The following is a 13,899-nucleotide window of genomic DNA, read 5'->3' on the forward strand; positions in this document are numbered from 1 at the left end:
CTGCGGCGGACTCCTCATGCCTGCGGACCGACCTCGGCGGCGCGCGCGACATACCGCATCGGCCCCCACAGCCACAGCAGTGCGAGCAGCGACCCGGCGAAAGCAAACCAGAACGCCGCCAGCAGCCCCCACTGCGCGGCCACCGCGCCCCCGATCAGGGTGCCGATGGAGATGCCGCCCAGGGAGCCGAGCAGGTAGACGCTGGTCACCCGGCCGAGCATCTGCTCCGGCACCGCCAGCTGCCGCACCGTGGTGGAGGTCGTCCCCCACACGGCGGCGTGGATGCCGAACAGGAACAGGATCAGGCCCGCCACCCACTCGCTGCGGTTCAGCGCCAGCGCGGCGTGGCTGAGGGTCTCCAGGACCAACCCCGCCCGCAGCAGCGTCGCATAGCGGAACCGGCGCTCCAGGACCGAGTAGAGCCCGGCCCCCAGCACCGCGCCGACCGCGATCATCGACATCAGCACGCCGAAGCCGACCTCGCCCAGACCGAGTCGCTCCTGGGCGTAGAGCACGTAGAGACCGATCACGGCGCCGAAGGTCACGTTGAACACGGTGATCATCAGGGCCAGCGTGCGCACCGGCGGGTGCCGCCACAGCCAGACCGCCCCCTCGCGCGTGCGCTCGCGGATCGTCCCGGTGGCCGGTGGCGCCATGCGGTCGGGCAGCCGCATCCGGCTGATCAGCGCCACCCCGAGCAGGGCGAGCACGGCATAGCCGCCGAAGGCCAACCAGCCGGCCACCGCGAACAGCGCCGCTCCGAGCGGCGGGCCGATCATCTGGTTGGTGACCATGGCGTTGCCGAAGATCCGCGCGTTGGCGGCGCCCAGGTGAGCCCTCGGCACGATGGTCACGGTGAACGTCGAGGTGGCGTTGTCGGCGAACGTCTCGGCCGTGCCGACGGCGAAGAACACCGCGTAGAGCAGGGCGAGCCCGACCTGGTCCGTGGCGACGGCGAGCGCCAGGGCCCCGATGACCAGGGCCCGCAGCCCGTCGGCGGCCATCACCAGGCGTCTCCGGTCGACCCGGTCCACGACGGTGCCGGCGAGCAGACCGAACAGCAGCCACGGCAGTCGCTGCGCGAAGACCGCCATGGCCACCGCGAACGGGTCGCGGGTCAGCGAGGCGACCATCAGCGGACCGGCTGCCAGGAGTATGCCGTCGGCCAGGTTGGTCGAGGCGGCCGAGAGGAACAGCCAGCGGAAGTTGCGACCCAGCGCCGCGGGCAGCAGCCGCTCGACCGCGCTCAGCACGGGATGCGGTGGCAGGGCGAAGGGGCCGGGGCCAGCAGCGCCTCGTCGGCGCCCAGCCGGCGCACCCGCACCTGCGCCTGCACCTCCCGGACCCGGGCCCTAGACCTGCACCCGGTCGCGCACGGCCGCCACGATATCGGCGACCGCCTCCGCGATCGGCACGCCGTTCTTCTGGGATCCGTCGCGGTAGCGGAACGACACAGCCGCCGCCTGCTGGTCCTCGTCACCGGCAATCAACATGAACGGGACCTTGGACTTCTGCGCGGTGCGGATCTTCTTGGGGAACCGGTCATCGGAGGTGTCCACCTCGACCCGGATGCCGTGCTCGCGCAGCTGCGCGGCGACGCCCTGCAGGTGGGCCTCGAACGGCTCCGCGACCGGGATGGCCACCACCTGCACCGGTGAGAGCCACGGCGGGAAAGCCCCGGCGTAGTGCTCGACGAGCACCCCGATGAACCGCTCGATCGAGCCGAACTTGGCCGAGTGGATCATCACCGGCTGTTGCCGGGTGCCGTCGGCCGCCTGGTACTCCAGACCGAACCGGACGGGCTGGGTGAAGTCGAGCTGCACGGTCGACATCTGCCAGGTGCGGCCGATGGCGTCGCGTGCCTGCACCGAGATCTTGGGGCCGTAGAACGCCGCGCCCCCCGGATCGGGCACCAGCTCCAGTCCCGACCCCAGCGCTACCGCCTCCAGCATCGCGGTGGAGGCCGCCCAGTCCTCGTCGCTGCCGATGAACTTCTCCGAGTCGCCCCGGGTCGACAGCTCCAGGTAATAGTCGTCGAGACCGAAGTCGCGCAGCAGTCCCAGCACGAACTCCAGCAGGTGCCGGATCTCGGCGGGCGCCTGCTCGCGGGCGACGTAGGAGTGCGAGTCGTCCATGGTCAGCCCGCGCACCCGGGTCAGCCCGTGCACCACTCCGGACTTCTCGTAGCGGTAGCACGCACCGAACTCGAACAGCCGCAGCGGCAGCTCGCGGTAGGACCGCCCTCGGGAGCGGTAGATCAGGTTGTGCATCGGGCAGTTCATCGCCTTGAGGTAGTAGTCGCTGCCCTCGAACTGCATCGGCGGGAACATCGTATTTTTGTAGTACGGCAGGTGCCCCGAGGTGTGGAACAGCCCCTCCTTGGAGATGTGCGGGGTGCCGACGTACTCGAACCCCTCCTCGATGTGCCGGCGCCGCACGTAGTCCTCCATCTCGCGCTTGAGCACCCCGCCCTTGGGGTGGAACACAACCAGGCCGGAGCCGAGCTCGTCGGGGAAGGAGAACAGGTCCAGCTCGGTGCCCAGCTTGCGGTGGTCGCGTCGCTCGGCCTCTGCCAACCTCTCCAGGTATGCGGTGAGCTCGGGCTTGGAGGGCCAGGCGGTGCCGTAGATGCGCTGCAGCTGGGGGTTGGCCTCGCTGCCGCGCCAGTAGGCGGCGGCGCTGCGCATCAGCTTGAACGCGTTGCCGATGAGCTTGGTGGTCGGCAGGTGCGGCCCGCGGCACAGGTCGCCCCATACGGCGCTCCCCTGCCGGTCGACGTTGTCGTAGACGGTCAGCTCGGCCCCGCCGACCTCGACCTCGGCGCAGTCGGCCGCGTCGTCGGCAGCACCGCCCTTGAGACCGATCAGCTCCAGCTTGTAGGGCTCAGCGGCCAGCTCGCGGCGGGCCTCGTCGTCGGAGACCGGTCGGCGAGCGAAGGTCTGCCCGGTGTTGATGATCCGCTGCATGGCCTTCTCGAGGCGCTTGAGATCGTCGGGGGTGAACGGCTCGGCGACGTCGAAGTCGTAGTAGAAGCCGTCCCGGATCGGCGGCCCGATGCCGAGCCTGGCCTCGGGGAAGGTCTGCTGCACCGCCTGGGCCAGCACGTGTGCCGTCGAGTGCCGCAGCACGGCCAGCCCGTCCGGCGAGTCGATGGCCACCGGCTCGAGCACCTCTCCCCCGGCGGGCTGGTGGGTGAGGTCGCGCAGCTCGCCGTCGACGCGGCATACCACCACCGCCTGGTCCGGCACGAGCAGCTCGCCGGCGGTCGTCCCGGCGTCCACCGATCGCTCGCTTCCGGCGACGGTCACGGTGATCTGGCTGGACACGGGGGCGCTCCTGATGGGTGAGACGGACGGGACCCCAGCCTAGCCAGCCCGGTCGCTCACGATCGAGGCGATACGGCTCGGGGTACGCGGACCCCGCCTGTGCCCTAGGCTCACCCGGTGCGCCGAGTCGACCCGTGGGGACCCGCCGTGGCGGCTGTCGGCGCCACGGTCTTCCTGCTGCAGGGTTTCGGCGGGGTGCTCTCGCGGGATCTCGCGCTCTACGCCTACGCGGGGCAGCAGTTCGCCGAGGGGGTGCCGCCCTATGTCGGCGTGCTCAACCGGGCGGGGCCGTTGGCCCACATGGTCCCCGGCTTCGGCGCGATGATCGCCCGGCTGCTCGGCACCGACGACCTGCTCACGATGCGCACGCTGATGTTCGTGCTGACCGTGCTCGCAGTGTGGCTCACCTACCTGCTCGGCCGGGACATGTTCGGCTCCCGGGCCGCCGGCGTCGCCGCAGCGGCGACGATGCTCGCCTCGCGCGGGGTCGTGCTCTACGCGGTTGGTGGTCCCCGGGAGAAGACCACGATGATGCTGCTGGTGGTCTGTGCGCTGCTCGCCGTCCTGCACCGCCGCTGGGGGTGGGCCGGTGTCGCCACGGCGCTGGCCACCCTGACCTGGCAGCCGGCGTTCTGGCTCTGCCTGACCGCCGCGCTGGTCGCCGCGACGAAGCCTCCGTGGCGGGTTCACTGGCGTGGCACCCTGCGGGCGTGGGCTCTCTTCGGGCTGGGCGGGATCCTCGCAACGTCCGTGGTCGTCGGCTACTTCGTGGTCGTCGGCGCCCTGGGCGCATTCTTCGAGGGCTTCCTCTTCGTCAACGCGACCAGCACCCGCCAGGCCGGGTTGGTCCTCTTTGTCACGGTGCTGCCGACCGAGATGCTCCGCGCCTGGGGTTGGTCGCTGTGGCTGCTGCTGATCGGCCTGGTGGGTTCGTTGGTGCTCGCCTGGCGGGCTCGCGGTGCCACCGATCCTGCTGGGCGGGCCGTCGTCGGTGTCGGCGCGGCCACGGTGGCCTCGCTGGGGTGGTCGCTGCTGGTCTTCAACGGGTGGGCCGACGCGGTCTTCGTGGTGCCGCTGGCGGCGGCCGGGGTGGGCGGCGTGCTGGCGACGGCCGGTCGAAAGCTGCCGGTCCGCGGCGCAACGGCTCTGGCGACGGCATACGTGATCCTCGTATCTGTTGCCGCTGGGTTCACGGCGTGGAGCAGATCGCCGGACGTCCTGGAACCCATGCGAGCGGAGACCGAAGCCGTGCTGGCGGAGGCGGGACCCGATGCCACGGTGCAGTCGATCGGGGGCCCGCAGCCCCTGGCGCTCGCCGGGCTGCGGAACCCCATCCGGCACCAGATGTTCCTGCAGGGCCTGGAGGACTACGTCGATGAGACCGAGCCGGGAGGCCTGGCCGGTCTGGCGAGCGACCTGGCGCAACGGCGCCCGACCTTCGTCACCATGGACTACACCGACAGGTACGACTGGATCGAGCCGGTGTTGCAGCGGGACTATCGGCCCATCGGCACGACGGCGGGCTTCACCTGGTATGCCGATCGCAACCTGGGTGAGGAGCAGCTGCGCCGGCTGACCCGGATCCTGGACAGCGATCCGTGAACGGCCGGCAAACACCTGTGACACGATCCGGTCCATGACCGTGGCGAGCGACCCCTCGAGCTTCCGCTACTCGATCGTCATTCCCGTCTACAACAGCGAGCAGATCGTGGGCACCACGATCGACCGGGTGGTCGAGGCCTTCACCCGGGCGGGCCTGGAGTTCGAGCTGATCTGCGTCAACGACGCCAGCCCCGACAGCAGCTGGAACGTGATCTCCGAGCGGGCCGACGCGATCCCCGGGGTGGTGGCGCTGGACCTGATGAAGAACTACGGGCAGCACTACGCCAACCTCGCCGGCCTCACCGAGGCGACCGGTGACTACGTGATCACCATGGACGACGACCTGCAGAACCCGCCCGACCAGGCGTTGGTCCTGATCGAGGCGGCCGTGAGCGGCGGGCACGAGGTGGTGTTCGGGCAGTTCGAGCAGAAGCAGGCGGCCGGGGTCCGGCGGGTCGGGAGCATGCTGATCGGCCGGATCAACAGGCAGGTCTTCGGCCAGCCCCCCGACCTGGTCGTCTCGAACTTCCGGATCCTGCGTCGCGACGTGGTGGACCGGATCGTCGCCTCCCGCACGGCCTACCCCTACATCACCGGTCAGGCGCTGATGCTCTCCAATGACCGCGCCAACGTCATGGTGCGCCACGACCCGCGCCCGGTCGGCAAGAGCAACTACAACCTGCTGCGCATCCTGCGCCTGGTGCTGACCATCCTGTTCAGCTACAGCTCCTGGCCGCTGCGGGCCGCAGCCCTGCTGGGCTTCGCCGTCTCCGGGCTGAGCTTCCTGTTCGGCGGGTTCCTCGTGGTGCGGGCGCTGGTCGCCGACGTCAACGTGCCCGGCTGGACCTCCATCATGGTGCTGCTGTCCCTGTTCGCCGGGGTGATCATCGCGCTGCTGTCGATGATCGGCGAGTATGTCGTGCGGACTTTGAACACCGTCAGCCACGACCAGTCCTTCCACGTCGTCCGTCGGGTCGGCCGGTGAGCGGCCACTGCCATTTCCTGGTCATCGGCGGGCAACGCTGCGGCACGACCTGGCTGCACGACCTGCTGGCCGCACACCCGGAGGTCGCGATGGCCCGACCCGCCCGCCCGGAGCCCAAGGTCTTCCTGCGACCCGGCACTGTCGGGCTCGATGCCTACCGCTCGGAGCTCTTCGCACACGCCACGACGGAGATCGCGTTCGGCGAGAAGAGCACGTCCTACCTGGAGTCCCCCGGCGCGCCGGCCCGGGTGGCGGACACGCTGGGCCCGGCACGGATCGTGGTCCAGCTGCGCGACCCGGTCGAGCGGGCCGTGTCCAACTGGCGCTTCAGCCGCGACCACGGGGTGGAGGACCGGCCCTTGGCGAAGGCGCTGCGGGCCGACCTTGCGGGACCCCAGGAGTGGGACCGGTGCAGGTCATCGGTGTCACCGTTCGCCTACGTCTCCCGGGGCCGGTATGTCGAGGACCTGGCCCGGTGGACCGACCGCTTCGAGGTGCACGTGCAGTTCCTGGAGGAGATGCGCGCCGAGCCGGACCGGGTCGGCGCGCTCTACGGCTGGCTCGGCGTCGACGACACGTTCCGACCCGACCTCGATGGGGCCCGGGTCAACGCAAGCTCGCCCTCGGCCGACCGTCCCGACCCCAGCCTCGTCGCGAAGCTGCGCGAGCACTACGCCGACAGCGACGCTGCCTTGGCCATGCTGCTGGACCGGGCTCTGCCGTGGCCCGTCGGGAGGGTCGCGTGAGCGCCATCCCGTTCAACTCCCCCGAGCTCGCCGGCGCCGAGCTGGACCACGTCCAGGAGGCGATGAGCAGCGGTCACACCTCCTCGGGGGGGACCTTCTCGACCCGGGCCGGGGAGATCCTGCGTCAGGTCACCGGAGCGCAGGAGGTGCTGCTGACTACGTCGTGTACCGCGGCGCTCGAGCTGAGCGCCATGCTGCTGGAGCTCGGCCCGGGCGACACGGTGGTCGTGCCGTCGTTCACCTTCACCAGCAGCGCGCTGGCATTCGCCCGACAGGGTGCCCGGATCCTGTTCTGCGACATCGAGCCGGTCACCCTCGGGATGGACCCCGACCACCTTGCCGAGCTGCTCGACGACTCCGTGCGGGCCGTCGTCGTGGTGCACTACGCCGGTATCGCCTGCGACATCGCCGGGATCCGGGCATCGCTGGCCGAGCGCCCAGACGTGGTCGTGATCGAGGACGCCGCACACGGACTCTTCGGGCACTACCGCGACGAGCCGTTGGGGGGGCTCGGCCGGTTTGCCAGCCTGTCCTTCCACGAGACCAAGAACATTGTGTGCGGCGAGGGCGGAGCCCTGTTGCTGAACGAGGCGGACGACGCGGCGCGGGCGCGGATCCTCTACGACAAGGGCACCGACCGGCAGGCGTTCTTCCGCGGCCAGGTCGACAAGTACTCCTGGCGCGACACCGGCTCCTCCTTCGGGATGTCCGACGTGCTCGCGGCCTACCTGCTGGGCCAGCTGGAGCAAGCCGAGTCGATCCAGGCCCGTCGACGACGAGTCTTCGAGGGGTATGCCGAGGCGCTGGCCGGACCGGCCGCCGAGCTGGGCCTGCGACTGCCGGTGGTCCCGGCGGGGTGCGACCCGGCATACCACTTGTTCTACGTGCTGCTGCCCGACCCCGCTACGCGCTCCCCGATCATGGCCCGACTGCGCGAGCAGGGCATTGCGACGACGTTCCACTACGTGCCGTTGCACGACTCCGACGGAGGTCGCCGGTTTGCCGCTCGCCCCACCGACTGCCCGGTCTCAACTGACGTCAGCGCGCGGCTGATCCGGCTGCCCTTCTTCAACACCCTCTCGCAGGACCAGACGGATCGGGTGGCCTCGGCGCTGGTCGCCGCCGTGCGGGAGGTCTGGTGACGTCACTGCGACCGGGGTCGTCCTCGATCGAGCAGCCGGAGTACTGGTGGTACCGGGCTCGGTCGGACCTGCTGCGCGCCACCCTCGGTGAGTATGTCGGCCGGCCGACACGGCTGCTCGACGTCGGCAGCGCCGACGGGCCCAGTGTGTCCTGGCTGCACGCTGCGCAGCACCTCAGCGTCGACCTCGACCCCCGCGGACTGCCGTCCGGCGAGGGTGTCTGCGCCTCCGCGTTGTCGTTGCCCTTCGTCGACGAATGCTTCGACCTGGTGAGCGCCTTCGACGTGATCGAGCACTGCGAGTCGGACTCGGCCGCCCTGGCCGAGTTCTCCCGAGTGCTGGTGCCGGGCGGCCGGCTGCTGCTGTCGGTCCCGGCATACCAGTGGGCCTGGACCGACCACGACGTGCGCGCCGGACATCACCGGCGCTACACGCGGCCGCGCCTGGTGCGCACGGTGCAGGAGGCGGGCTTCTGCGTTCGCCGCGCCAGCCACGCCTTCGCGGGCGTGTTCCCGATGTTCGCCGCAGAGCGCGTTTGGCGCCGGGTCCGGCGTCCCACCTCCGGCGACAACACCCTGCCGCAGGTCTCACCCGCGCTGGAACGGCTCCTGCTCGGCCTGTCCCGGACCGAGGCACGTCTGCTCCCCCACCGCGACCTACCCTTCGGCTCCTCGGTGCTGCTCGCGGCGGACAAGCCGGTCTGAGCGCCACTCCGCAGTCAGCAGCCCCAGCCAAGCCGCTGCCTCGATCACCAGGAACGTCGCGCAGGTGCTGGTCAGCGGGTCACCCCCGAGCAGCAGATGGGCCGCCGCCCCGAACGGTAGGGCCGCCAGCCAGCTGCCGACGATGGCACCGGCGCGGTCGCGGACCAGCAGCCCGAGGGTGAGCACCAGGTTGGCCAGCGCGAAGACGGTCCCGAGCGCGACGAGCCCGGCGTCGCCGGGTTCGAGCCGCACGCCGACGCCGAACACCAGCTCCATGACCGGTGGTCCCAGCCAGGCACCCCCCGCCCCGCCGACCGCGCCCGCCGCCACGGTGGCGACCACGACACCCCGGCGGATCCGCCTCAGCGTGGCCCAACGCCTAGTCTCGAGCAGCCGGGTGAGCCGACCGGTGAGCGCCGACACCAGACCGAGCGCGAGCGTGTAGGGCGCCCGAAACAACGCCAACCCGGCGAACAACGCTGTCACGCTGGTCGCCGCGCCGCCGATGGCTGCCACCAGCACCGGACCACCGGTCAGCGTGGCCTGGGCCAGCAGCTGGCCGGCCGAGGCACCGGAGAGGAAGCGCAGCGGAGCCGTGCTGGTACCGCTGCCGGCGCGGCGGGGCACCAGCGCTCCGGGCCAGAGCACAATGACGGCATAGCCGGCGAGCAGAGCCAGGCCGTAGTGGACGGGGGTGTCGTTGCCGGAGACCGCCAGCGCGGCGGCGACCGCGCAGCGCACCCCGTTCTCGGCGACCAGCCCGAGGCCGACCGCCGCGAACCGCTGCCGACCGGAGAGCAGACCACGGGGCAGCCCGAGCAGACCCGAGCCGAGACCGACCCCGACCACCAACAGCGCGAACAGCCCACCCTCCGGCCCGAACAGCTGGTCCCGGGCGAGCCAGGCCAGCGCCCCGGCGAGCAGCGACACCCCGACCACGGCGGCCACCACCGGTCCGGCGCCACGCCGCACCGCCGCCTCCCCCGCGCTCGTTGCCGTGGTGCGGGCGATCCAGTGCTGCACCGGGAAGGTCAAGGCGGCACCGGCGAAGCCCCACCAGGCCCAGAGCACCGCCACCGGTGCGGCCGGTCCGGGCCCCAGGGTGCGGGTGACCAGGGCGAAGAATACGTAGGCGAGAACCCCCGCCACGAGTGACCCGGCTGCCAGCACCCCAGCGTCCTGCCGGCCGCGGGTGGGGGCGGGCGCAGGTCCCGGGGCTGGCTGACTCATCGTGGGTCATTCTGCCCGCCGGGGGCCGGCGCCTCGACCGGTCCACGAACACTGCGCTCCACCCCGGTCAGCGCGTCGGACCATTGACCGGTCCGGCGGCTCACATCACATTAGTCAGGAACGCCCTCGTCCGCTCGTGCTGCGGATCACCCAGTACCTGTTGGGGCGGCCCCGACTCCACGATCACACCTCCGTCCATGAACACCACGCTGTCGGCCACTTCGCGGGCGAAGCCCATCTCGTGGGTCACTGAGATCATCGTCATCCCGGAGTCCGCGAGATCGCGCATCACCTTGAGCACCTCGCCCACCAGCTCTGGATCCAGCGCCGAGGTGGGCTCGTCGAACAGCATTAGCCGCGGCTGCATGCCGACGGGCCTGACGTCTCCGGCGTTGCCGACGACCAAGCGGTCGATCCGGACCAGAACCCTCGCTGCAGCGCGGCGATCCTTGAGTTTGCGTAGCCACTGGTCGAACGTCGCGGACCAACCTCGACTATGTGTAAACTGTAGTTCACAGGACAGCGCTTGCGCAACGACGACCGAAACGCACTCTTCTGCCGCGCGGAGGACGGTTACGCTCGTCCGACATTGCCGCCAGGGGGCACTACGGCGATGGCGATCGCGCGCTGCTGCGTCTTCCGAATCTTGCGGTTGTGGCCAGGAGCCAGTCCCGCCCCGACGGGGGGCTGTGACGGTATGGTCTAGGCGCTTGCGGCATGTGATCGACAATTTGTTGTCTATGCCGCGGTGGTGATGGCCAGGTCCTGGAAGAGGGTGCGCATGTCGTCGCGGAGGTGGTCGTAGTCGCGGTCGATCCGGGTGTAGGTCTTGGGTGGGCGACCGGGCCCGGGCCGACGGATGCCGGCCAGGATCGGGGCGATGATCTGGTCCCGTAGCGTGAGCAGCGCTGCGATGGTGCGGGCTGCCTGTTCCGGGACGCGGTAGCGGCGGGCTCGTCCGGGCTTGATGACCAGTTGTTTGCCGCGTAGTTTGCGCAGGTCGTAGGCGGCTTGACGGACGGTGTAGTCGTCCTTGCTTTGTCCGGTCTGGGATCTGACCTGGGCGGCGAGGTCAGCGACGGTAAATCCCTGGGGTGAAACGGCCAGGGCCAAGACCGCGGCCAGCGCGGCCCGGGTACGGGCATTGTTGACATCGACGCCCCCGACCCGGGTGGCGCCGATCTGGGACGGGGTCGGCAGCTGATCCAGGATGCCGTCGGGTAGGAAGCCGACATCGACGCAGTCGAGCATGGTGGTGAACTGGTCCACCATGGCGGCCAGTCGATCCACGATGGTGGGGAAGTTTTCCAACGCCCGGCGGGTGTGCAGCGTCCTGGTGTTGTGCACGATCGCCTCGAAACGCAGTACGTGCTCGCCCTTGGTGTAACCCTTGAGCGTCAACAGTCCGAAGTGGACCTTGAACAGGGTCAGGTTCCACCTGGGTCTCTCGATCACGACGGCCTGGCGAGGTGACAGGTCAGCTCCAGCGGCTCGGTGGGGACGGTGACCGACCCCGAACAGGGTGCGCAGCCTGGGTACGTCCAGTCGGGTTCGGGTGCGGTCCACGACCGCGTCGAAGGAACGCTCCATCACCGCGCCCGAAGCGAAGATCAGGTTGCGGGAGTACTCGACCTGGTAGACCGAGTAGGCGTAACCGAATCCACTGCGGGCCTGATCTTGCAGGTCGAGGCCGAAGCACAGACACGCGGTGTAGATCCACGAGTCGATGACCTGATTCAGCCGCCCTATCGTCCCGGGCTGGGACAAGGTGTCTGCGAGCTGAGCCAGGCGATCGGGATCCTCGATACGAGTAAAACAGTTGCCCTCCTTTGTGAAGTTCATTCCGGCCGCCTGAGCTGCGCAGGCGAGGTACTCGTGGCCGTTGAGGATGACCTGGGCTCCGAACGGGGGGTGACCACTCATCTTGATCGTGACATGGCCCCAGGTCGGGTCCATGATGTGGAAGGAGTAATGGTTGACGTACTGCCTGGTCTTCTCCAGGTTCAGGATCACTCCGGCTCCCGTGCGGCTGACCTTCCACACCGTCGTCGGCGCCTTTGCGACCAGGACCAGGAAGACTCCCACGCCGACCATGTGCTGGGCCAGGTAGTCCTCGGCGATCCGGTGCTTACGCTCACCTGCCTTGCAGAAGATCACCGGCACGTCATTGGCCGTCCCCCAGGCCTTGACCCGACGGGCGAACCTCCCCGCCAGCCGCATCAGGTGGGCGTTGTCCAGGCTGGTGTCGCCATCGTCGTGCCATCTGCGCCACCAGGTCCGGAATCCCCCGGGGTTGTGCCCCAGCGGGTAGTACGCGTTCAGCACGATCCGGTCCACACAGTCATACGACCCGGACAGCAACGACCCGTACCGTGCGGTGAAACCATCGATCCCGTCCATCTACGAAACGTACGACCGCCCGCACCCGGTGACCAGAGTTGCCCCGAAGGGGCCACCGGTTCCGGGCGGAGCCCCGGGACCGGCGTAGCGAAGCTAGGGGTTCCAAACTCGTGCGTTTGTCGAAGCTAGGGGTTCCAAACTCGTGCGTTTGTCTTGAGTTTCAGGCAGCCTTCGGCACGCGTGCCTGGTCAAGGCGGTTGTTGACGTGTTGGTCGATCGTGGCCAGCGCATGGCGCAGGTCGGGGGGTGCTGGGGGTTGGTCGGCGGCGATGAGCGGGCGGAGTACTCGGTCGTGGATCTTGGTGTAGAAGATCGCCACCCGTTGACCTTCGAGGGTCAGGTCGTAGGTGTTGGTGCCCGGGCGGCGGGTGATCAACCCGTTGAGGCGTAGCCGGGCAAGGTCGTAGCTGGCCTGGTTGACGGTGTAGGCCGTGCCCAGCAGATGGCTCACCTGGGCACGTAGGCTCCGGTTGGTGAATCCGAGGGCGTTCAGTCCGACACACAGGGCGCCGGGCCAAGACGGTCACAGATCGCCTGCAACCCGGCCGGGTCAGTGCAACTGGCGAACCCGTTGGACAGCTCAGTGAACCCGATCCCGGCCTGGTCGGCTTGGCGTTTGGCCCACTCGTGCCCGTTCAGCCACACCTTGACCGGGTACGGAAAATAGGCGCACACCTTGATGAACGCCGGCCCGAAGTCGACATCCCACAAGTAGAAGTAGAAGCAGGTCACCCGACGATCGGCCTTGGCGAAGTTGAACCACACCGCCTTGCCAGACTCGCCACGATCGGCACGCTGGGTGGCAGCGAACACGTTCTGATACTCCTGAGCCACCCCGATCGCGGCCACCCCGGACCGACCGGTAGCAGCCTGTCGCTGCAGGTGCGGACGCATCACCTCCTGCTTGCGATCACCCTTGGTGAACCTGACCACCGGGACCTCGTTGTCCCCCGCGAACGAGGACACCCGCCGCCGGAAGGAGGTGCCGATCCGCTCCATGATCGCCGGAGACGGGATCGGGAAACCCAGATGAGCGGTCATGAACGAGACCACCTGACCGCTCACCTGCAGATTCGGCACATACCCGTTCAGGTAGACCCGATCCAGACACTCCACATCCAGCGCTACGTGCCCCTCCAACAGCTCATTCACCGTCACCGTCGCAGCAGTCGTCGTTCCCATCACCCCAGACTGGCCCGCACCCACCACACAGCGCCAGCCCCACCCTCGGCGGTCAGAGGCGGAGCCTCACTGGGTGGCTGGTGTTTTTCGGGCTCTCCTGACATCGATGTGGTTGAGGTCAGGTGTGGTAGGGGAGGTCGAGTTTGATGGGTCCGCAGGCGAGCATGATCAGGGCCAGGGCGGCTTGTGGGGTGTGGAAGCCGTAGGAGCGTTTGGTGATCGTGCGTGCCTTGTTGTTCAGCCCCTCGTGGCGGCCGTTGGCCAGCCCGCGGGTGACGGCGGCGGCGATGCCGTCGGCGTGTCTGCGGATGGTGCGGGCAGCCTTGACGAAGGAAGCAGCCGGGAGCGTTGTGCCCGGGAGCACCAGCGGGCGAGCAGGTCCATGACCGTGGCAGGGTCCAGGTCGTCGGCGAAGATCGCCCGAAGGGCCACCTTGAGTTGATAGGCCCGCCATAGCGCCCCACCTTGTTTGCGCAGGCCAGCCAGGGTGGCTGCCTGCTTTTCGGTCAGGTCGGCGGGGTTCTTGCACAGCGCCCACCGGGAGCCCTTGTACTTGGCCGCGATGGTCTTGTCGGGGAACCG

At 69.3% G+C, this 13,899-nt stretch carries 11 protein-coding genes and 2 pseudogenes; 5 read left to right on the plus strand and 8 right to left on the minus strand.

Annotation, left to right across the window (positions count from 1 at the left end; all coding sequences use genetic code 11):
• Window positions 1-14 precede the first annotated feature (14 nt).
• Together ACR2FV_RS18295 and thrS are read right to left on the minus strand one after the other, a co-directional pair.
• Window positions 15-1,253 carry an MFS transporter gene (locus ACR2FV_RS18295; protein ID WP_434017142.1) on the minus strand — a complete coding sequence of 413 codons (1,239 nt, stop codon included), beginning with the start codon at window positions 1,251-1,253 and terminating at the stop codon, window positions 15-17.
• Between the two features lie 99 nt (window positions 1,254-1,352).
• Entirely contained in the window at window positions 1,353-3,326 is a 1,974-nt protein-coding gene (gene thrS / locus ACR2FV_RS18300; protein WP_434017143.1) for a threonine--tRNA ligase, read from the minus strand.
• 117 nt (window positions 3,327-3,443) lie between these two features.
• Here thrS and ACR2FV_RS18305 point away from each other — a divergent pair, with 117 nt between their 5' ends.
• From ACR2FV_RS18305 to ACR2FV_RS18325, 5 genes are read left to right on the plus strand one after another with little or no spacing between them, the layout of a single operon-like run.
• A complete protein-coding gene (locus ACR2FV_RS18305; protein ID WP_434017144.1) occupies window positions 3,444-4,928 on the plus strand; it encodes a hypothetical protein in 1,485 nt (494 codons plus the stop codon).
• A 34-nt stretch (window positions 4,929-4,962) separates the two neighbouring features.
• Entirely contained in the window at window positions 4,963-5,913 is a 951-nt protein-coding gene (locus ACR2FV_RS18310; RefSeq protein WP_434017145.1) for a glycosyltransferase family 2 protein, read from the plus strand.
• The gene (locus tag ACR2FV_RS18315; RefSeq protein WP_434017146.1) at window positions 5,910-6,659 is read left to right on the plus strand and encodes a sulfotransferase family protein; all 750 of its coding nucleotides are present in this window, start codon (window positions 5,910-5,912) and stop codon (window positions 6,657-6,659) included. The genes ACR2FV_RS18310 and ACR2FV_RS18315 overlap by 4 nt, the downstream gene beginning before the upstream one ends.
• Window positions 6,656-7,801: a dTDP-4-amino-4,6-dideoxygalactose transaminase gene (gene rffA, locus ACR2FV_RS18320; protein ID WP_434017147.1), complete on the plus strand. Its 1,146-nt coding sequence runs from the start codon at window positions 6,656-6,658 to the stop codon at window positions 7,799-7,801. The genes ACR2FV_RS18315 and rffA overlap by 4 nt, the downstream gene beginning before the upstream one ends.
• Complete coding sequence (locus tag ACR2FV_RS18325) at window positions 7,798-8,505, plus strand: class I SAM-dependent methyltransferase (RefSeq protein WP_434017148.1); 708 nt, start codon at window positions 7,798-7,800, stop codon at window positions 8,503-8,505. The genes rffA and ACR2FV_RS18325 overlap by 4 nt, the downstream gene beginning before the upstream one ends.
• Here the strand turns inward: ACR2FV_RS18325 and ACR2FV_RS18330 are convergent.
• The 6 genes and pseudogenes from ACR2FV_RS18330 to ACR2FV_RS18355 all read right to left on the minus strand — a co-directional run bounded on the left by ACR2FV_RS18330 (window position 8,458) and on the right by ACR2FV_RS18355 (window position 13,881).
• Window positions 8,458-9,735, minus strand: coding sequence for a hypothetical protein (locus ACR2FV_RS18330; protein WP_434017149.1), 1,278 nt, complete (start codon window positions 9,733-9,735; stop codon window positions 8,458-8,460). The two genes, ACR2FV_RS18325 and ACR2FV_RS18330, sit on opposite strands and share 48 nt — an antisense overlap.
• Before the next feature lie 100 nt (window positions 9,736-9,835).
• Window positions 9,836-10,102, minus strand: a pseudogene (locus ACR2FV_RS18335) (ectoine/hydroxyectoine ABC transporter ATP-binding protein EhuA); the annotation flags it as partial.
• Window positions 10,103-10,473: 371 nt separating this feature from the next.
• A complete protein-coding gene (locus ACR2FV_RS18340; RefSeq protein WP_434017150.1) occupies window positions 10,474-12,135 on the minus strand; it encodes a hypothetical protein in 1,662 nt (553 codons plus the stop codon).
• A 160-nt stretch (window positions 12,136-12,295) separates the two neighbouring features.
• The gene (locus ACR2FV_RS18345) at window positions 12,296-12,586 is read right to left on the minus strand and encodes a hypothetical protein (protein ID WP_434017151.1); all 291 of its coding nucleotides are present in this window, start codon (window positions 12,584-12,586) and stop codon (window positions 12,296-12,298) included.
• Between the two features lie 38 nt (window positions 12,587-12,624).
• On the minus strand, window positions 12,625-13,287 hold the full coding sequence (locus ACR2FV_RS18350; protein ID WP_434017152.1) for a hypothetical protein: 663 nt from the start codon (window positions 13,285-13,287) through the stop codon (window positions 12,625-12,627).
• A 148-nt stretch (window positions 13,288-13,435) separates the two neighbouring features.
• A pseudogene (locus ACR2FV_RS18355) lies at window positions 13,436-13,881 on the minus strand (ISL3 family transposase).
• Window positions 13,882-13,899 lie beyond the last annotated feature (18 nt).

This window comes from Ornithinimicrobium sp. (assembly GCF_051004135.1).
In the GTDB taxonomy this organism is placed as follows: domain Bacteria; phylum Actinomycetota; class Actinomycetes; order Actinomycetales; family Dermatophilaceae; genus Ornithinicoccus.